Source organism: Cellulomonas gilvus ATCC 13127, from assembly GCF_000218545.1.
Classification (GTDB): domain Bacteria; phylum Actinomycetota; class Actinomycetes; order Actinomycetales; family Cellulomonadaceae; genus Cellulomonas; species Cellulomonas gilvus.
In genome coordinates, this window is the sequence record NC_015671.1 from 3,204,973 (window position 1) to 3,224,431 (window position 19,459).

The window sequence follows — 19,459 nt, forward strand, 5'->3', positions numbered from 1 at the left end:
GGTCAGCCGGCGGGCTGCGTCCGCAGGGTGATCGCCCCGACCAGGTACTGGTCACCGGTGGTCACGGGCGTCAACGACGAGACGTCGCACCCGATCGTCGTCGGCGCGAAGCCCTTGGCGTCGATGCCGAGCGACGACGACGTGCGCCAGCCGACGGCGGACGAGTCGAACGCGTTCCCGGCGGACCCGCGGGTGCCGTCGGACCGCAACGGCACCAGGTCGGTCGTCGCGTCCGTGCACAGCCCGCCCAGGCGCAGCCGGTCCCCGCTCAGCCCGCGGTCGCCCTCCCAGCCGACCACACCGATGCGCGCGGTCGAGCCGGCGGGCGTCGAGAACCGGAACGCGGGCGGCGGCGTCGCGGTGCCGACCCACAGCCCCCCGTCGTACACGGTCACGCGCGCGTCACCGGGCGCGGCGTAGACCACCACGAGCGACCAGCCGCCGTAGTAGGTGGGGTCGTTGTCGTTCCGCGTGGCGCTCACGGCGGAGTCGGCCAGCGACCATGCCCCCGCACCGCGCTCGCGCACCTGGGCGGTGACGTCCGCGAACGACGTGTAGTAGCGCCGACCGCTCGCGTCCGAGCGTTCGGCCGTCTCCCCGCGCACCGGCACGTAGGCGCCGCCGGGTCCGCGCAGGAGCGCCTGGTCGAGCGGGCCGCTCCAGGTGTCCGTGCCGCCGCGCACGGCGGACCAGTACAGCCCCGCGAACGCGATCTCCCGGCCCTGCGGCACCGTCAGCGTGGTGGTGGAGGACACCGGGACCTTCGCGCGGAGGGTGCCCGCCGCGGGCGGGGCCTCGTCGAGCGGGAGCATCTTCTGGCTGTTGTTGTCCGCCAGACCTGCCTGGGCGCGCACGCACGCCGCGAGCTTCGCATCGCACGTCAGCACCGGGGCACCCGCCTCGGTCACGTCCCAGCCACCGGTGTGCGTGGTGAACCGCTCCGCGAGCACGCCGGACCGGCTCGGCACGTCCGCGTGGCCGACCGCGTCCTGTGCCCCCGCCGCGCGCGCGGTGACCGTCACGGTGGTGGGCGAGCTCCACGTGGAGCGCACGGGGAGCAGCACCTCGACGACCTCACCCGCCGCGACGTGCGGCCACCGGCACGTGACGTCCGCGTACCGCACCTCGCACGCGGCAGGCACGGGAGCGTCGGGCCGCGCCGTGACCAGGAGGTTGCCCGGCAGGTCCACCGTGGCCACCACGTCGGCCGCGTCTGCCGCATCGGCGCCGCCCTGCACGCGGACCGCGAACACCACCTCGCCGGCGTCGTCGGCCCGCAGCCCGACGGCCGCATCGGTGACCGTCAGCACGGGTGCGGTGCCCCGGACGGCCGCGGTCCACGTGCCCAGGTCGGCGTCGTGCGCGCTCGCGGCGGCCACCAGCGACCCCGCGTCCCCGACCGCGCCCGCGCGCGCCTGCACCGCGAGCGTGAGCGACGCCGCGGCCCCGGCCGCGAGCCGCGGACCGTCGCAACGGACCGTCTGCGGCGACGTCGGCTGCGGCCGCAGGTCCGCGGCGCACCGCCAGTCGCCGGTACCCGAGTCCGGCACCCAGTCCAGACCCGTGGGCAGCTGCACCACGAGCGCCGCGGCCTCGGCGTCCAGGTCCCCGGTGTTCGCCACCGTGAGTCCGAACGACGACGTGCGTCCGCCCGCCACCGTCACCGTGGCCGGACCGTCCACCGCGAGCGTCGCCGGCTGACGCACCCCGACGGCCACCCGCGCGGACGACGAGTACGGGCTGCGCACCGGCGCGAGCTCGAGGCGCACGTCCGCTGCGTCGTCGCTCGTCGCCGTCAGGCCCACCGTGAGGGGGACGGCCTGGCGCCCGCCCATGCCGTCACGTTCGCAGGCCAGCACGTCGGGCCCCTCGGCGCGGCACGTCCAGGGCGCGACCACGTCGCCCGTCCACGTGACACCGGCCGGGAGCGTCAGACGAGCCTGCGGGCGCTCGGCCTGCGCGCGGCCCGCGTTGTGCAGCAGGAACGTGGCGGTGCGCTCGCGGCGCGCCACCAGCGCGACCGGCTCCTGCGCGGGGTCCAGCGCCAGGCGCGCGGGCGACGGCGTCACGTCGATGCCGATGGGCGGGGGCCGGTACTCGATGCCGAGGCCCGTCACGGCGAGCCCCACCTGGGCGGCGTCCGCGTCGAACGTCTCGTCGATGCTCACCTGCACCGTCAGGCGCGCGGCGTCGCGCGCGGGCAGCGACGCGAGCGTGCAGCGGGCCAGCTGCGGGCTGGGCACCACGCAGGTCCAGTCGTCCGCGGCGGCGAACATCCGGGGGGCCACCAGCGCGGTCGCTGCGAACGGGCCCGACCAGGACGGGCCGGCGAGCACCGTCGTGGGGGCCGTGCCCTGCGCGGAGTCGACGACGACGCCCTCGGGCAGCGTGACCTCGGCGACCAGCTGGACCGCGGCCTGCCCGCCGTCGTTGCGGACCGTGAGCGACAGGTCCTGACCGGCGGCGCCGCCCGCGAGGACCAGGCCGTCCGGGGGCAGGTCGATGGTCAGCGTCGGGTCGTCGGGCGGGTCCGTCGGCTCGGTGGTCGGCTCGCCCGTGGGCTCGGTGGTCGGCTCGCCGGTGGGCTCAGCCGTCGGCTCGGTGGTCGGCTCCCCGGTCGGCGGCGGGGTCGTCGGGTCCGAGGTCGGCACGCTCGTCGGGGCGTCGGTGGGGTCGCTCGTCGGGTCCGGGTCCGTCGCACCGGGGACGTCGGACGGGGCGGTCGACGGGTCCGACGAGGGTGCCGTGCTGCTCGGCGCGCTCGGCCCGCCGGGCGTGACGACCGGCACCGGGGTCGCCGTGCCGGTGGGGAGCACGCCCGGACCGGCCTCCGGGTCCCGGCCCCCGCCGTTCATCCCGATCGCCATCGAGACCGCGACGGCCGCGACGATCACGGCACCCGCGACTGCGGCGACGACGACCGCGGGAACACCGGAGAGCAGGCCCGCGATGGCACCGCCACCCGCGGCGGCACCACCCGCGCCGCCCGCGGCACCCGCCGCGCCCGAGCCGGCAGCGCCCGCACCGCCCTCCCTGGCGGCACCCCCGGTGGCGGCGCCCGACCCGGCCGTACCACCGGTCACGGCGCCCGACCCGGCAGCGACGGCTGCGGCGGCACCCACGGCCACCCCGCCGGCGGGAAGCAGGCCCGCGAACGCGCCCAGACCCGCGAGCCCGAGCACCAGCGGCGCGATCACGGCACGCATGCCGTGGTTGACGTCCCCGAGCTCGAGCAGCAGCGCACGGCACTCGCCGCAGCCCTCCAGGTGGGCCTCGACCTTGCCCGTCTCGCGCGTGCCCAGCCCACCGCGCACGTACGCACCCAGCGACCCGGCGACACCCTGGCACCCGGGCTCGAGCGGGTCACGCAGGTGCTGCTGGAGGTACGCCTGACGCAGACCCTCGCGCGCGCGATAGGCGAGCGCCGCGACGCCATTCGCGGTCAGCCCCAGGATCGGGGCGATCTCGGCGGGCGTGAGCTCCTCGACCTCGGTGTGCCAGAGCACGGCCTGCCACCGCTCGGGCAGCGAGTGGAACGCGCGCGCGACCACACCGCGCTCGAACCCCGCGAGCGTGGGCTCCTCGGCCGTGCCCGCGAGCGCCGTGCCCGCCTCGAGCGTGGCCAGGTCGTCCGTCGGCGTGACCTTGCGGGCCCCCTCACGCCGCACGGCGGCCGTGCGCCGGACCACCGTGAACAGGTAGGCGCGGAAGGCCTCGTCGGGACCGTTGCCTCGCTGCAGCGCGCCGTACACGGCCGCGAAGGCGTCCGAGACGACGTCGTCGGCGTCCGCGGGGTCGTTCGTGTACTGCCGCGCGACCGTGGTCGCGGCGGATGCGTGCCGCTCGTACAGCGCGGCGAATCCGGTGGGGTCGCCGGCGCGCACGGCTGCGATCAGCTCGGCGTCGCTGCGCGCGACGGTCGCCGCATCCACCTGGTTGACCTCGCTGGGGACAGGCGTGCAGGAAGCACGCGAACCCGTCCAGGGTCGCATACCGGACGGACGCGGCGTAATCACCAGGAACCGCCGCGGTTGGGCCGACCGGGTGAATGTGCCGGACCGGCGTCATAGCCTGCGGGAACGCCCCTCTCATCGCACGTGACAGCCGAGAACCTGCCCGTCCTTCCGACGCAGTCGTCGCACCTGCTCGCGCGGTGGCGCGACGAGAGCGTCGCGTCCGTGTGGCGCCGCCCGTCCGACTGGTACCACCCCGCGGTCGACGAGCTCGCGCTCGCGCTGCTGCTCCGGGACGACCCGGTGCCCGCGGCGGCACGGCTCGGCCAGGCGCGCGGGGACATGGGCGTGGGCATCGCCGAGGCGATCGACGACCTCGCGTGCCTGTACCGGACGACGACGAGCGCCGAGCCCCCGCTGTCCGTGGTGCGTGCGCTGTGCACGGGCTGGGCGGACGCGTCGGCGGCGCCCGTGCACCTGCCCGTGGCGCAGGACGCGGAGTCGGGCCTGCCGACGGGCGACTACCTGCGGCTGCGCGTGGCGGAGTGCTACCCGGACGGCTCCCCGGAGGGCGACCTGCTCGTGGTCGACGTGGCCGCGGGCGTACCGGACCCGTTCAGCCGGATGGCACGCCAGGCGGCGGTCGGTGCGGTGCTCCGCGAGCTGTTCGGCGCGGCCCAGCCGATGGCGAGCCTCGGCGGCGGCACGTTCGTCGTGCTGCTGCGTCCGGGGCAGGACGTGACCGACGCGGTGGACTCGCTGCCCACGCGCATCGCGGCGCAGGCCGCCGCGGGCGGCCTCGAGGACGTCACGCGCTCCCCCCTGCGCACGTGGACCGAGCCGCTGCCGCCCACGGCCGACGAGGCCGCCGTCCGGCTGCGTCGCCTCGCGCGCACCTGACGCGCCCCCGGCCGGTTGCGCCCCGGAGCAGCGGGGTTACCGTCGTGGGATGAGCCCCGCCGGACTCGCCCCGCATGATCCGGTGCGTTCGCCCGACGCCGGGCCGACGCGTCCCGTCGGGGGTGCGCTCCCGGCACCCGACGCGGACGTGGTCGCGGAGCCCGGTCCCCTGCTGACGACGGGGCACCGCGCGGACGTCTTCGTGCTCGACGACCACACGGTGCTGCGGCGCTACCGCTCCGGCGAGGACGCGAGCGCCGAGGTCGAGGTGCTGCGCCACGTCAGCGGCCACGGCTTCCCGGCACCCGCGGTGTTCGCGGCCCAGGGCCCGGACCTGGTGATGGAGCGCCTGCACGGCCCCACGCTCCTGCAGGCGCTGGCCGCGGGCGAGGTCTCGCTGCCGGACGGGGCCGCGATCCTCCTGGACCTGCACGAGCGCCTGCACGCCGTGCCGGCTCCGGGCGCCGCGCGCGCGGGCGACGTCGTGGTGCACCTCGACATCCACCCCGGCAACGTCGTGCTGTCCGAGGCGCGCGGGCCGTCGCTCGTCGACTGGGCCAGCGCCCGCGCGGGCACCGCCGCGCTCGACGTCGCCGTCACGTCGCTCCTGCTGGGCGAGGTCGCGGTGGACGCGGACGGCGACTACTCCAAGGGCGCCCGCGCACTGCTCGCGGCGTTCGCCACGCGCAGCCCGGTCTCGCCGCTGGAGACGTTGGAGGAGGCGGTCGCCGCCCGCAGCGCGTGCCCGTCCCGCCTGCCGGAGGAGATCGCGCTGATCGGCCAGGCGGCCGCGCTGGTCCGCGAGCTCATGCGCGTCAGCCACTGACCCCGGGTGCGCCGGCGCCCGCCGCGGTGTCCGCAGCGGGCGCCGGGGCTTGCGGGTGGCGTCAGGCCACGGGGGCGAATGTCAGGCAGTCGGCGGTGTCCTGGCCGGCGCCGACGCGGATCGAGTCCGCGGTGCACTCGAGGTGCGAGTTGTGCGAGCACTCGGCCCGCTGGCACGCACCGACGTGGCTGAGCACCTTGTCGAGGCCGCCCTTGACGGTGAGCGGGATGAAGGTGGCGCACTGCGCGTCACCCGAGGTGCCGCCGATCGTGATCGCCGCGGCGTGGCAGTGCGAGTGGTCGTTGTACGAGCAGCCGGCCACCGAACACTCGGCGATGGCGGGCAGGTCCATGAGGTCGGTCACGGTGCGCCTCCGGGGGTTCGTCACGTGCATCGGGCCGAGCCGGGGGGCTCAGCTCCACCCACGCTAGACCCGCTGCGCGCCCGGCGCCAGGGTGGCGCACCGGACATCTGCGCAGGTCAGGGGCTGTTTTTCGGCAACAGGTGCGTGACGTAAAGGCCGTCCGCGCAGGTCAGCCGACCTCGGCAAGCGTGCGCGGTGCGCGCCACATCGCCACCGGCTCGGCGTGCGGCACGCCGTCGATGACGCCCTGCGGCTCGAACCCGTGCCGCCGGTACAGGCCCCGGTTCCGCTCGGTGGACGACTCGAGGTAGGCGCCCACGCCCGCGGCGTCGATGAACCGCAGCCGGTGCTCGAGCAGCCGCGAGCCCACGCCCGCCCCGCGCGCGGCCGCGGTCACGCCGATCTGACCGAGGTACCAGTGGTCCTCGGCCGGGCGGCGGCGCGCGAACGCGCTCCGGCCCGTCAGCGCGCGGCGGACCCCGCCCAGCCCGAGCGCCCGCAGGAAGCCGGGCGTCTGCCCGAGGAGCGCGGGGAGCGTGGCCCCGTCCGTGCCCGGCAGCTCCCACACGGCCGCGCCGAGCAGCGCACCGTCGTGGCCGCGGATCACGTCGACGACGGCCGCGTCACCCTCCGCGGCGAGCAGCGCCCCGAACAGGTGGGTCGCACGCTCCCGGCGGCCGTCGCGCGGTCCGACGAAGCCGACGATCACCGGGTCGTCCTCGAAGGCCTCCCCCAGCACTGCCGCGACGGCGGGCAGGTCGGCGGGCGTCGCGGGCACGACGAGCACGGGGTCTCCTGACACGGGCGAACTGGACAACTGTCCACATTGTGCCACCCCGCGCCGCGGAGCGGGAGCGGGCCCCCGCGTGACGTGCGTCGCTCCCGCACGGACGCACGCGGGGCGACGGGCGCAGGTCCCGACGGGACCCCCGCCGGGGCGCCGTAGGCTCGGTGTCGTGGCCACCTTCTCCGCAGTGACGCGTCAGCACATCCTCCAGGCGATCGCGGAGTACGACACCCGCGGGCCCGAGGACTTCCTGGGCGTCTACGGGTTCGAGCCGTCGCCCGAGTACGCACTGGTCCACGAGGGCCGCCGGTACGACTCGAAGGCCGTGCTCGGGGTGGCGCACCGGTACGCGACCGGCCGGATCGCGCTGTCCGACGAGTTCCACGGTGGCATGCACGCGGCCGCCACGGTGCTGCGCAAGCGCGGGTTCGAGGTCGACGAGCCGCGGTCCACGCCCGGTGCGGCGCCCCGGCCCGCCGCGGGTACCGCCCGCCGCGCCGCGACCGCGACCCGCGCGGTCCGCAAGCCCGCGGTGCCCGAGCGCGTCGCACCCATCTGCCCCACCTGCTCCACCACGTTGCCCGGCACGGGGATCTGCGACTACTGCGGCTGACCGCACGGCGGCGCCGGGCAATGCGCTCGTCGCGCCACGCCGCGGCGCGTACGGTGCGGGGCTTGTGAACCTGACCACCGAGCGGCTGCTGCTGCGCCCGTTCCGCGCCGACGACGGCGAGGCGCTGCACGCGTACCTCAGCCACCCGGACGCGGTGCGCTACGAGCCGTACGGCCCGCACACCCGGCAGGAGAGCGCACGGGCGGCCGCGGACCGCGCGCACGACGAGCGGTTCGTCGCCGTGTGCCTGGCGGACGGCACGCTCGTCGGGAACCTGTACGTCGCACCCGAGGGCCCGCCGCAGTGGCGCACCTGGACCGTCGGCTACGTGATGAACCCCGGCCACTGGGGCCACGGGTACGCGACCGAGGCGGTGCGCGCCCTGCTCACCGAGCTGTTCGTCGTTCGTGGGGCGCACCGCGTGGTGGCCCGCTGCGACCCCCGTAACACCGCGTCGTGGCGCCTGCTGGTGCGCGTCGGGATGCGCCGCGAGGCCCACGTGCTTCAGGGCGCGAGCTTCACCACGGCCCCCGACGGGACGCCCGTGTGGCACGACACGTACCAGTACGCCGTGCTCGCGAGCGAGTGGGGTGGCGAGGCGCTCGAGCCCGGGAGGATGGACGGATGAGCGCAACCCTCCAGGCCCGCCAGGTGGCCGCCGCGTTCGGCGACCGCGAGCTGTTCTCCGGGCTGGACCTGGTGGTGGCACCCGGCGACGTCGTCGGGCTCGTCGGGCCGAACGGTGCGGGCAAGACGACGCTGCTGCGGATACTCGCGGGCCTGCGTGCGCCCGAGTCCGGCGCGGTCGCGCTGTCCCCCGCGTCCGCGCAGGTCGGCTACCTGCGGCAGGAGGTGGAGCGCCGGTCCGACGAGAGCGTGCGTGCGTTCCTGGAGCGGCGCACCGGCGTGCACGACGCGCAGCGGGCGATGGACGCCACCGCGGACGCGCTCGCGAACGACGAGCCCGACGCCGCGGATGCGTTCACGCATGCGCTCGAGCGCTGGATGGCGCTGGGCGGCGCGGACCTCGACGCGCGGCTCGGCGTCGTCGCCGACGACCTGGGCCTGGCCGTGGACCTCGGCCTGTCGATGACCGCGCTGTCCGGTGGGCAGGCCGCGCGCGTCGGGCTCGCGGCGCTGCTGCTGTCCCGGTTCGACCTGTACCTGCTCGACGAGCCGACCAACGACCTGGACGCGGACGGGCTGTCCCGGCTCGAGGAGTTCGTCGCGCAGACGCAGGCGCCCGTCGTCGTGGTCTCGCACGACCGGGAGTTCCTGGCGCGGACCGTCACCACGGTCGTCGAGATCGACCGGAGCCTGCAGCGCGTGGCCACGTACGGCGGCTCGTACGACGCCTACCTCGAGGAGCGCTCGACCGCGCGCCGCCAGGCACGCGAGGCCTACGAGGACTACGCGGGGCGCCGCGACGCGCTCGCCGCCCGCGCACGTATGCAGCGCGCCTGGATGGAGAAGGGCGTGCGCAACGCGCGGCGCAAGGCCACCGACGGCGACAAGCACACCAAGCACCACCGGGGTGAGACCTCCGAGAAGCAGGCCGCCAAGGCCCGCCAGACCGACCGCGCGATCGAGCGACTGGAGGTGGTGGCCGAGCCGCGCAAGGAGTGGCGCCTGCAGATGAGCATCGCCACGGCGCCGCGCTCGGGCGCGGTGGTCGCCACCGCGCGGGCCGCCGTGGTGCGGCGCGGCGACTTCACGCTGGGCCCCGTGGACCTCCAGCTCGACTGGCAGGACCGCGTGGCCGTCACCGGCCCCAACGGCGCCGGCAAGTCCACCCTCCTGGCGCTCCTGCTGGGCCGCGTCCGGCCGACCTCCGGCGCCGCGACGCTCGGCTCCGGCGTGCAGGTGGGCGAGGTGGACCAGGCGCGCGCCGCATTCGAGGGCGACCAGCCCGTGGGCGAGGCGTTCGCGCGCGAGGTCCCCGACTGGACCACCGCGGACGTACGGACGCTCCTGGCCTAGTTCGGGCTCGCGGGCCATCAGGTGGGCCGGCCCGCGGCGTCGCTGTCCCCCGGCGAGCGGACGCGGGCCGCGCTCGCGCTGCTGCAGGCCCGCGGCGTCAACCTGCTGGTGCTCGACGAGCCCACCAACCACCTGGACCTGCCCGCGATCGAGCAGCTCGAGCAGGCCATGGACTCGTTCGAGGGGACCGTCCTGCTGGTCACCCACGACCGCCGCATGCTCGACACCGTCCGCCTCACGCGCCGCTGGCACGTCGAGGACGGACGCGTCACCGAGGTCACGCCCGACTGAGACCGCTCGAGGGACCACGATCCCGACGCGGTGTCGATATGATGCCGACACCGCGTCGGGAAATGCTCGGCGCGCGGCTACGAGAGGCCCGTGCCCCGTGTTCCTCGCCCGACGTGAACTCGCCTTCGCGCGCACCCGCTTCGGCCTCATGGGCGCGGTCGTCGCGCTCATCGCCGTGCTCATGGTCCTGTTGTCCGGCCTGTCCTCCGGCCTCGTCGTCGACGGCGTCTCCGGGCTGCTCCGCAGCCCGATCCAGGCCGTCGCGTTCGCCGAGGGCACGCGCACCGACTCCGCGTTCACGCGGTCCGAGGTGACGAGCGAGCAGCGCGACGCCTGGGCCGCGCAGCCGGACGTCGCGGAGGCCGAGCTGCTGGGGACGTCGATCGTCAACGCCAAGAACGAGGACGGGACGCCGGTGGACCTGACGCTGTTCGGCGTCGAGCCCGGCGGCTTCGTCTCCCCCGCCGCCGCGGACGGGCGTGCGGTGACCGACGACGGCGAGGTGGTGCTCAGCACCTCCGCGCGCGACCTGGGCATCGAGCTGGGCGACGTCATCACGCTGGACCGCCTGGGCACGACGCTCGAGGTGGTGGGCTTCACCGCCGACCAGCGCACTTTCGGGCACGTGGACATCGCGTTCCTGTCCCTGCGCACGTGGCAGGAAGTGCATGCGGGCGCCGGACCGGGCGACCAGCTCACACCCGAGGCGTACCAGGTGGCCAGCGCCGTCGCGCTGCGCGGCCCCGGCGGGGCCACGCCGGACCTGGCCGCCGGCGACGCCGCCGCCGGGACGTCCGCGCGGACCATCGAGGACGCCTTCGACTCCTCGCCCGGGTACAGCGCCGAGCTCATGACCATGCAGCTCATCCAGGCGTTCCTGTTCGCCATCTCCGCGCTCGTCGTCGGCGCGTTCTTCACCCTGTGGACGGTGCAGCGGACTCGTGAGCTCGCGGTGATGCGCGCGATCGGCGCCTCCACCCGCTACCTGCTGACTGACGGCCTCATGCAGGCGGCGATCCTGCTGGTCACCGCGGTCGGTGTCGGCGTCGCGATCGGGCTCGGCGCGGGGGCCGCGCTCGACGGCACCGGCATGCCGTTCGCGCTCGAGGCCGGACCCGTCACGACCGGCGCCGCGCTGCTCCTGGGCCTCGGCCTCGTCGGCGCGGCCGTGGCCACCGCGCGCATCGCGACCGTCGACCCCGTCACCGCACTCGGAGAGAACCGATGACCACCACCTCCCCGCACCAGCCGGCCACTGCGACCCGGACCGGGCTGCGCCTGTCCGACGTCACCCTGACCTTCGGCGACGGAGACCAGCAGGTCGCCGCGCTCGACCACGTGGACCTGGAGGTGGCACCCGGCGAGCTCGTCGCCGTCGTCGGACCCTCCGGGGCGGGCAAGTCGAGCCTGCTCGCCGTCGCCGGCGGGCTCGCCCACCCGACGTCCGGCGCGGTCGTCGTCGACGGGATCGACCTGACCGGGCTGCGCTCGCGTGCGCTCGCCGCGTTCCGCCGCGACCAGGTCGGCTTCGTCTTCCAGTCGGGAAACCTGGTGCCGGCCCTCACGGCCCTGGACCAACTGCGCCTGGTGGAGCGCATCACCGGCCGCCGCGCACAGACCTCACCGGAAGCCCTGCTCGACGCGGTCGGCATGACCGACCGCGCGCACCGCCGGCCCGGCAAGCTGTCCGGCGGGGAACGTCAGCGCGTCGGGATCGCGCGGGCCCTGGTCGCCTCGCCGTCCGTGCTCCTCGTCGACGAGCCCACCGCCGCGCTGGACCGGCGGCGCAGCCACGAGATCGTCGAGCTGCTGGCCCGCGAGACGCACGACGTGGGCGTCGCGACGGTCATGGTCACGCACGACCACGACGTGCTCGTCCACTGCGACCGCGTGCTCGAGATGGTGGACGGGCGCCTCTCGCCCGTGTGACCGCGACGGCGGCCGCGGATCAGGCGGTCCCGGCCGCCGTCGCCAGATCGCGCAGGTACGGCTCGACCACCGCGGCCGCCGACGCGTACGCCCGCTCCAGGTCGCCCGTCTCCTCGACGTGCCGGGACGCCGCGTGCACCACCGCGTTGATCAGCTCCGTGGTCAGCGCCACGTCGGCCGCGCCCAGCTCCTGCAGCGCCGCCCGCACCGGGACCAGCAACTCCTCGTGGAACGCGCGCGACCGCCGCGCCAGGTCCTCCGACGCCGCGACCGACGCGAGCGTCCGCGCGAGCGCGTGCTCGCCGTCGGCCACCAGCTCGAGGTTGACCCGCACGTAGGCCAGCACGCGCTCCGCGGGCCGCTCGGCCGCCGCGAGCCCCACCGCCAGCCGCTCCTGCCAGCGCGGGAACGAGTCCGCCACCACCGCGCGCAGCAGGTCCTCACGCGACGTGTAGTACTGGTAGACGCTCGACCGCGAGAGCCCCGCCACCTGACCCACCGCCGCGAGCGTGGGGACCCGGTCCGGCGCCGCCGTCAGCAGCTCCCGCGCCGCGTCCAGCAACGCCCGCTCACGAACCGCGCGATGCTCCGCCACCGTGGGGGCGTCGATGCGTGGCATGCCGTCCCTCCCTGATCACGGTCCCGCGGCCCTCCGCCGAGCCGCAGGCCAGGATCCCACGCTCCCTACGTGGACGTGCACGCCCGAGCAGGTCGTAGATCAAGATGTCCGGAGAAGCGGGTCAAGCTCCGCCCTCGTCACCAAGACCAAACTCCGCGCCCTGACCACCGACGCCAGCTGACTCAGGACGTCTTTCCGGTCTCGAACATCAACTGCCCAAGGCCGGCTCGCATCTGAAGAAAGTCGGCGATCTGCTGAGCGTGGTCAAGGTCGAGCGCGTCGATCGCGAGCAGCGTCGCCGAGGACCACTCGACCACGGCACCGAGCTCGGTGAGTCGCTCGACGATCTCCTCCCGCGGATGCGCCGAGCGCCCGAAGTAGGCGCGGAACACATAGTGACCCGACGGCTGGACAACCGTGTCCAGCACGTACCTGCGGCCGTGAGCCTCCCGCGTCTGCACGACGTCACCCAGCGCGACGTCGTAGAGGAAGAACGGGATGCAGCACAGCTCGAAAGTGTCCTCGGAGACCTGGCGTGCCCAGAGCTGCTCGAAGCGACCCTCCTCGGGAAGCTTGGCGTTGATGACGAAGTTGGCCTTCTCGCGCCACGCCGGCCCTGAGTGCGTCGAGAACTTCTCCGCGGCCGTCACGAGCCCAGATCCCACCACGACGGCGGCCAGGGCCCCTCGTACCCAGCGGGTGGGTTCACGGGGAAGTCCCGGCTGTTCTTGGAGTTATTGCACCAGGGGCAGGTGGTCTGGCCGTTCTCCACGGTGGCGTTGCCACCACGAGACCTCGGAATCACATGATCGACCTGCGGGCTATCCGTCTCCATGCGGCAGTAGACACACGTGCTCGGATTGTCCTGGAGCACCTCTTCGCGTACCGACCCGGGGAACCTCTGGCCCGCAGTAGGACCACCAGAGGAACCAGGCTTGATCGCAGGGATCGCGTCGCCTGCGGTGTTTGCGGCAACTACGTCGTCGCGGGCGAAGGCAGGGCTTGCCCACGACCCGACTGCCGGCCCCGCAGGCGACCCGCGCACGTACGTCGTCGTTGCGCTCTGCGACGACGGCAGCGCGGGTGCGTCGTAGGCGTAGGCGACCGCGTCGTAGGCGTAGGCGGGCGTCGCAGCGGAGTCGGGCCCGACGACCAGGACACCGAGCATGGCGACCAGCGATGCGAGGAGCCACTTCATTCGAGCGACTCTCTCGCCAACACAGCTCGGCCGATCTCGTCGCCAGCGGACGTGTTGGCAAGCCACACCACAGAACCGGGCGTCGGAACGTCCTCGCCCCACTCGTCGAGCCAATCGCGCCGGATGCGGTCGGCGGCTTCCTCGGCGCTGCCAGGCCAGGGGATGTGCTCACCAGCTATGACATCACCGGCAACCATCAACCCCTCGTCCAGGACTTCGGCGATCAGCCCGAGCGTGTAGTCCCTGAGCGCCACGGGGTCTTCTGCACCGCCCAACCGTGCCGACATCAGCGCCCAGCCCGCGTCAGCCCAGTCGTCGAGGCCGCCGACGAGGAGATCCTCCTTGGGGGTCCTTCGCATGCTTGTCACTCGTCCACGTGGATTCGATAACGGGAACCGTCCGGCATCCGAACGTCGATCGTCGGGCCGCCGCTCTTCGATGAGCTTCGGAGTCCGACCTGAGCACCGTTGTTTCGGGGCGCCACGGTCACCTGCGGTGTGGCAGTCCAGCCGGACGGAGCAGGATCCGCGCTGTACGGCGCCGGCGCACCTACCGACGCAGCGACGGCCTCTCCGGGAGGCACGACCGCTACAACACCCAGCACCACGCCCATAGCGGCAACCAACCCGATCCAAGCCCGCAGACCCCCTGCACGCACGCTCCACTCCCCACGGTCGGTCGGCTGGCCGTTCCAGCCGGTTACGCTCGCGCCGCCGGGGAAGTCACGTCGCCCCTCGATCGCTCTGGCGGGCCGATTGGGCTCGGCCGAGCGCCCGGCGACTCCATTCGTACCACCTTGAGATCGTCGGGAACCCGGCCTGGCCCAGGTAGGCGCGTCCAGCGCTCGATCGCCCCCATAGATCACCCAGATGGCCCAGATGCGCACCGCCTGCCGCCAAGGTCGGCCCGCGCGGCAGGCCGGCCGCATCGGTGCGGAACAAGCGGGGACGCACGGACCGACTGCGCGCTGGCCCGAGGCGGCTACACGAAGCGGAGGAGCATGGTGTTGTGGTTCACGACATCGTTCGTAGGTGCCGGGGGAGCCTGGTCAGGCCCTCGACTCCACCGCGCCTTGGACCGAGCCACCCCCGCACACCGCCTACCACACCCGCCCCAAGGTGCCCGGCGAAGCAGGTCCGGCTCGCTCCGCCAGGCGGGGAGAAATCGGATCAGAACTCCCAGTCCTCGTCCTCGGTGTTGACGGCCTTGCCGATGACGTAGGAGGAGCCCGAGCCGGAGAAGAAGTCGTGGTTCTCGTCGGCGTTCGGGGAGAGCGCGGACAGGATCGCCGGGTTGACGTCGGTCTCGTCGCGCGGGAACAGCGCCTCGTAGCCCAGGTTCATGAGGGCCTTGTTGGCGTTGTAGCGCAGGAACTTCTTGACGTCCTCGGTCAGGCCGACGCCGTCGTACAGGTCCTGCGTGTACTCCACCTCGTTGTCGTACAGCTCGAAGAGCAGCTCGAACGTGTAGTCCTTGAGCTCGTCGCGCTCGGTCTGCGAGAGCTTCTCGAGGCCCTTCTGGAACTTGTAGCCGATGTAGTACCCGTGCACCGCCTCGTCACGGATGATCAGGCGGATCAGGTCGGCCGTGTTCGTGAGCTTGGCGCGGCTGGACCAGTACATCGGCAGGTAGAAGCCCGAGTAGAACAGGAACGACTCCAGCAGCGTGCTGGCCACCTTGCGCTTGAGCGGCGAGTCGCCCCGGTAGTACTTCATGACGATCTCGGCCTTGCGCTGGAGGTTGACGTTCTCCTCCGACCAGCGGAACGCCTCGTCGATCTCCTTGGTGGAGCACAGCGTCGAGAAGATCGACGAGTACGACTTCGCGTGCACTGACTCCATGAACGCGATGTTCGTGTAGACGGCCTCTTCGTGCGGGGTCAGCGCGTCCGGGATGAGGGAGACCGCACCGACCGTGCCCTGGATGGTGTCCAGCAGTGTCAGGCCGGTGAAGACGCGCATGGTCAGCGTCTTCTCCGCCTCGGTCAGCGTGGCCCACGACTGGATGTCGTTCGAGACCGGCACCTTCTCCGGCAGCCAGAAGTTACCGACGAGCCGGTCCCAGACCTCGGCGTCCTTGTCGTCCTCGAGCCGGTTCCAGTTGATCGCCGAGACACGGTCGATCAGCTTCAGCTTCCCGGTGGGGGTCATGCCTTCTCATCTCCCTGGAGTACGAGCAGAGCGAACTGCCGCTCGACGGTCGAGTCACAGAACCTGCACTGCGGGTTCCAGACGCCCTTGTTCGTGTGATGCCTCGTGTGCGCGCTGCGGCGGCTCGACGGCTTCGGACGTCCGACGCGCGCTGCAGACATCTTCGCGCGGGTCTCCGCCGACGCAGACCGCCCGTAGTTCGGGTTGAGCTCGCCGCGACGCGCGCCAGAGAGCGCCTGCCGCGCCTCTGCGCTCATGTGATGGCCGTAGCTCGGATGCTCCGGGCCGAACTTTCCGAAGTTGGGATTCGCCTCGCCCGTGTTGCTCCCGGCTCGGTCACGCGACCAACGGGCGCGCTGCTCCGCCGAGTGGCTCGCGCCGTAGAACGGGTTGAGCGCTCCCGGACGGCTCATGCCTTTCCGCCCGGTCGAGCGCACGCGTGCCGCCTCTCGCTGCTCGTCGCTCCACACGACGCCGGTCGGGCCGAGACCACCGTCCGTGAGGTTGAGCAGGCGGTCACCGCTCGCCCGCCGTTCGGCGATCCAGCGGATCTCGGCGGCGCCCAGGTCCTCGCGCGTCGTGAGCACGAGCTCGAGCTCGTCGACGACCGCCTCGTGGTCGTGCTTGCGCAGCCAGTCGTAGAACGGCGTGCGACGCCCGGCGCGTGCGTTCGCTCGGTGCCGAGCGAACCGGCGCAGCGCAGTCGACTCGGTCATGCCGATATACCGGTACTCCGTCGATCCGACTGCACGGATGCCGTACACGCGACCCACGACGACGGGGATGTCGTCACTCATCACGCGTTCGGCTCCGAGTCACAACATGCAGGAGACGCAATTTTCAACTTCCGTCCCCTCGAGGGCGAGCTGGCGGAGGCGGATGTAGTAGATCGTCTTGATGCCCTTGCGCCAGGCGTAGATCTGCGCCTTGTTCAGGTCACGCGTGGTGGCGGTGTCCTTGAAGAACAGCGTCAGCGACAGGCCCTGGTCCACGTGCTGCGTGGCCTCGGCGTAGGTGTCGATGATCTTCTCGTAGCCGATCTCGTACGCGTCCTGGTAGTACTCCAGGTTGTCGTTCGTCATGAACGGCGCCGGGTAGTAGACGCGGCCGATCTTGCCTTCCTTGCGGATCTCGATCTTCGACGCGATCGGGTGGATCGAGCTCGTCGAGTGGTTGATGTAGGAGATCGAGCCCGTCGGCGGGACGGCCTGCAGGTTCTGGTTGTAGATCCCGTGCTCCTTGACCAGCGCCGCGAGCTCGCGCCAGTCGTCCTGCGTCGGGATGTGGATGCCGGCCTGGGCGAACAGGTCGCGCACGCGCTCGGTGCGGGGCGCCCACTCACGCTCGACGTACTTCTCGAAGTACTCGCCGCTCGCGTACTTCGACTTCTCGAAGCCGTAGAACGCGGTGCCGCGCTCCTGCGCCAGGAGGTTCGAGGCGCGGATGGCGTGGTAGGCCACCGTGTAGAAGTAGATGTTCGTGAAGTCGAGGCCCTCGTCGGAGCCGTAGAAGATCCGCTCACGCGCCAGGTAGCCGTGCAGGTTCATCTGGCCCAGGCCGATCGCGTGCCCGCCGCGGTTGGCGCGCTTGATCGACGGGACGGACTCGATGTCCGTCTGGTCGGAGACGGCGGTGAGCGCGCGGATCGCGGTCTCCACCGACTTGCCGAAGTCGGGCGAGTCCATCGCCAGGGCGATGTTCATCGAGCCGAGGTTGCAGGAGATGTCCCGGCCGACGTGGTCGTAGGACAGGTCCTCGTTGAACGTCGACGGCGTCGAGACCTGCAGGATCTCCGAGCACAGGTTCGAGTGCGTGATCTTGCCCTCGATGGGGTTGGCCCGGTTCACCGTGTCCTCGAACATGACGTACGGGTAGCCGGACTCGAACTGGATCTCCGCGAGCGTCTGGAAGAACTCGCGCGCGCTGATCTTGGTCTTGCGGATCCGTGCGTCGTCGACCATCTCGTAGTACTTCTCGGTCACGTCGATGTCCGCGAACGGCTTGCCGTACACGCGCTCGACGTCGTACGGCGAGAACAGGTACATCGGCTCGTTCTTCTTGGCGAGCTCGAACGTGATGTCCGGGATCACGACGCCCAGCGAGAGCGTCTTGATGCGGATCTTCTCGTCCGCGTTCTCGCGCTTGGTGTCCAGGAACCGGTAGATGTCCGGGTGGTGCGCGTGCAGGTACACCGCGCCGGCACCCTGGCGCGCACCCAGCTGGTTGGCGTAGGAGAACGAGTCCTCGAGGAGCTTCATGACGGGGATCACGCCCGAGCTCTGGTTCTCGATGTGCTTGATCGGCGCGCCGTGCTCACGCACGTTCGACAGCAGGAGGGCCACGCCGCCGCCGCGCTTGGACAGCTGCAGCGCGGAGTTGATGCCGCGCGCGATGGACTCCATGTTGTCCTCGATGCGCAGCAGGAAGCAGGAGACGGGCTCGCCGCGCTGCGCCTTGCCGAGGTTGAGGAACGTGGGCGTGGCGGGCTGGAACCGGCCGGACACGATCTCGTCGACCAGCGAGATCGCGTAGTCCTGGTCGCCCTCGGCGAGCGCGAGCGCCACCATGCAGACGCGGTCCTCGAACCGCTCCAGGTAGCGCTTCCCGTCGAACGTCTTCAGCGTGTACGACGTGTAGTACTTGAACGCCCCGAGGAACGTCTGGAAGCGGAACTTCTTCGAGTACGCGTACTGGAACAGCGTCTTGATGAACGCGCGGTCGTACTGCGCGAGCACCGCCGGGTCGTAGTACTTGTTCTCGACGAGGTAGTCGAGCTTCTCCTCCAGGTCGTGGAAGAACACCGTGTTCTGGTTCACGTGCTGGAGGAAGTACGCGCGGGCCGCCTCGCGGTCCTTGTCGAACTGGATCTTCCCGTCAGCGCCGTACAGGTTCAGCATGGCGTTGAGGGCGTGGTAGTCCAGGCCCGACGCCTCTACGCGGAGATCAGTGACTGTCGCTGCCACAACCGTTCCAATCCGTCTCGGACGCGGAGCACGTCCTCGTTCGTTCCCATGAGCTCGAAGCCGTACAGGTAGGGGACGCGGCACTTGGCCGCGACGATCTCCCCCGCGATGCAGTACGCCTCGCCGAAGTTCGTGTTGCCCGCGGCGATGACGCCGCGGATGAGTGCCCGGTTGGCCGCGTCGTTGAGGAACTTCACGACCTGCCGCGGCACCGCACCACCCTCGTTGCCGCCTCCGTACGTGGGCACCACCAGCACGTACGGCTCTGTGACGTGCAGGAAGGGCTCCGTCGGACGCAACGGGATCCGCTGGGCCGGCAGGCCCAGCTTCTCCACGAAGCGGTGCGTGTTGTTCGACGCCGAGGAGAAGTAGACGAGCGAGCTCATCGGTGCCCCCACGGGGTCGGACGGACGTCGATCCGGTGCGCCGGGACGCTGCCCGGCGAGTGCCGTCGCCTCAGGCGACGGTGACGGCCTCGAGACGCTCCGCGAGCGCCTTGATGCGGTCGGGGCGGTAGCCCGACCAGTGGTCGCCGTCGACGATGACCACGGGAGCCTGCAGGTGGCCGAGCGACATCACGTAGTCGCGGGCGTCCGCGTCCTCGCTGATGTCGACCACCGTGTAGTCCGCACCGAGCTTGTCGAGCGCACGGTACGTCGCGTTGCACTGCACGCACGCGGGCTTGCTGTAGACCGTGATCGTCATCGTGCTCTCCCCGGAGACTTGAGGTGGAACTGAAGCTGCGCGGCGACCCTGAAGACCTTCTGCGAGCGCCCGCGGCGACCCTCTACGGGGCTTCCGACGACCACTCGGCACCCCGGCCGATCGCGTGAGGAAGACACTACACCTTGTGTCTGACACCGCAACGAACCACTAGGTGTTGTGT

18 protein-coding genes and 1 pseudogene are annotated in these 19,459 nt (G+C 72.3%); 7 read left to right on the top strand and 12 right to left on the bottom strand.

Features of this window, described 5'->3' with window-relative positions:
* Positions 1–2: 2 nt before the first annotated feature.
* Complete coding sequence (locus tag CELGI_RS16630) at positions 3–3,932, bottom strand: sigma-70 family RNA polymerase sigma factor (protein WP_013884919.1); 3,930 nt, start codon at positions 3,930–3,932, stop codon at positions 3–5.
* A 165-nt stretch (positions 3,933–4,097) separates the two neighbouring features.
* Here CELGI_RS16630 and CELGI_RS14675 point away from each other — a divergent pair, with 165 nt between their 5' ends.
* Entirely contained in the window at positions 4,098–4,853 is a 756-nt protein-coding gene (locus CELGI_RS14675; RefSeq protein ID WP_013884920.1) for a hypothetical protein, read from the top strand.
* A 49-nt stretch (positions 4,854–4,902) separates the two neighbouring features.
* Entirely contained in the window at positions 4,903–5,679 is a 777-nt protein-coding gene (locus CELGI_RS14680; RefSeq protein ID WP_013884921.1) for a phosphotransferase, read from the top strand.
* 61 nt (positions 5,680–5,740) lie between these two features.
* Here the strand turns inward: CELGI_RS14680 and CELGI_RS14685 are convergent, their stop codons facing one another.
* Together CELGI_RS14685 and CELGI_RS14690 are read right to left on the bottom strand one after the other, a co-directional pair.
* A complete protein-coding gene (locus tag CELGI_RS14685) occupies positions 5,741–6,043 on the bottom strand; it encodes a DUF1540 domain-containing protein (RefSeq protein ID WP_013884922.1) in 303 nt (100 codons plus the stop codon).
* 169 nt (positions 6,044–6,212) lie between these two features.
* Positions 6,213–6,845, bottom strand: coding sequence for a GNAT family N-acetyltransferase (locus CELGI_RS14690; protein WP_245528116.1), 633 nt, complete (start codon positions 6,843–6,845; stop codon positions 6,213–6,215).
* A gap of 154 nt (positions 6,846–6,999) precedes the next feature.
* Between CELGI_RS14690 and CELGI_RS14695 the strand changes: the two genes are divergently transcribed.
* The 5 genes and pseudogenes from CELGI_RS14695 (at position 7,000) to CELGI_RS14715 (ending at position 11,643) form a co-directional block, all read left to right on the top strand.
* Positions 7,000–7,443: a hypothetical protein gene (locus CELGI_RS14695; protein ID WP_013884924.1), complete on the top strand. Its 444-nt coding sequence runs from the start codon at positions 7,000–7,002 to the stop codon at positions 7,441–7,443.
* A gap of 64 nt (positions 7,444–7,507) precedes the next feature.
* Positions 7,508–8,071 (top strand): GNAT family N-acetyltransferase, encoded by a 564-nt coding sequence (locus CELGI_RS14700; RefSeq protein ID WP_013884925.1) that lies wholly within the window; start codon positions 7,508–7,510, stop codon positions 8,069–8,071.
* A pseudogene (locus CELGI_RS14705) lies at positions 8,068–9,714 on the top strand (ABC-F family ATP-binding cassette domain-containing protein). Before CELGI_RS14700 ends, CELGI_RS14705 begins: the two are co-directional and overlap by 4 nt.
* A 97-nt stretch (positions 9,715–9,811) precedes the next feature.
* Positions 9,812–10,942, top strand: a complete 1,131-nt coding sequence (locus CELGI_RS14710) for an ABC transporter permease (RefSeq protein ID WP_013884928.1) — start codon at positions 9,812–9,814, stop codon at positions 10,940–10,942.
* A complete protein-coding gene (locus CELGI_RS14715) occupies positions 10,939–11,643 on the top strand; it encodes an ABC transporter ATP-binding protein (RefSeq protein WP_013884929.1) in 705 nt (234 codons plus the stop codon). Before CELGI_RS14710 ends, CELGI_RS14715 begins: the two co-directional genes overlap by 4 nt.
* Positions 11,644–11,662: 19 nt before the next feature.
* On the opposite strand, the gene CELGI_RS14720 is transcribed toward CELGI_RS14715, so the two are convergent.
* From CELGI_RS14720 to nrdH, 9 genes are all read right to left on the bottom strand, one after another.
* Positions 11,663–12,262 carry a TetR/AcrR family transcriptional regulator gene (locus tag CELGI_RS14720; RefSeq protein ID WP_013884930.1) on the bottom strand — a complete coding sequence of 200 codons (600 nt, stop codon included), beginning with the start codon at positions 12,260–12,262 and terminating at the stop codon, positions 11,663–11,665.
* Positions 12,263–12,444: 182 nt separating this feature from the next.
* Entirely contained in the window at positions 12,445–12,912 is a 468-nt protein-coding gene (locus tag CELGI_RS14725) for a DUF4265 domain-containing protein (protein WP_013884931.1), read from the bottom strand.
* Positions 12,909–13,460: an HNH endonuclease gene (locus CELGI_RS16830; RefSeq protein ID WP_013884932.1), complete on the bottom strand. Its 552-nt coding sequence runs from the start codon at positions 13,458–13,460 to the stop codon at positions 12,909–12,911. Before CELGI_RS16830 ends, CELGI_RS14725 begins: the two co-directional genes overlap by 4 nt.
* Positions 13,457–13,819, bottom strand: coding sequence for a hypothetical protein (locus tag CELGI_RS14735; RefSeq protein ID WP_013884933.1), 363 nt, complete (start codon positions 13,817–13,819; stop codon positions 13,457–13,459). The genes CELGI_RS16830 and CELGI_RS14735 overlap by 4 nt, the downstream gene beginning before the upstream one ends.
* An 810-nt stretch (positions 13,820–14,629) precedes the next feature.
* Complete coding sequence (gene nrdF / locus CELGI_RS14740; protein WP_013884934.1) at positions 14,630–15,610, bottom strand: class 1b ribonucleoside-diphosphate reductase subunit beta; 981 nt, start codon at positions 15,608–15,610, stop codon at positions 14,630–14,632.
* Positions 15,607–16,374, bottom strand: a complete 768-nt coding sequence (locus tag CELGI_RS14745; RefSeq protein ID WP_245528117.1) for an NUMOD3 domain-containing DNA-binding protein — start codon at positions 16,372–16,374, stop codon at positions 15,607–15,609. The genes nrdF and CELGI_RS14745 overlap by 4 nt, the downstream gene beginning before the upstream one ends.
* Positions 16,375–16,425: 51 nt before the next feature.
* Positions 16,426–18,573 (bottom strand): class 1b ribonucleoside-diphosphate reductase subunit alpha, encoded by a 2,148-nt coding sequence (gene nrdE / locus CELGI_RS14750; RefSeq protein WP_013884936.1) that lies wholly within the window; start codon positions 18,571–18,573, stop codon positions 16,426–16,428.
* Entirely contained in the window at positions 18,543–18,959 is a 417-nt protein-coding gene (gene nrdI, locus CELGI_RS14755; RefSeq protein ID WP_013884937.1) for a class Ib ribonucleoside-diphosphate reductase assembly flavoprotein NrdI, read from the bottom strand. The genes nrdE and nrdI overlap by 31 nt, the downstream gene beginning before the upstream one ends.
* Before the next feature lie 70 nt (positions 18,960–19,029).
* Positions 19,030–19,278, bottom strand: coding sequence for a glutaredoxin-like protein NrdH (nrdH, locus tag CELGI_RS14760; protein WP_013884938.1), 249 nt, complete (start codon positions 19,276–19,278; stop codon positions 19,030–19,032).
* Positions 19,279–19,459 lie beyond the last annotated feature (181 nt).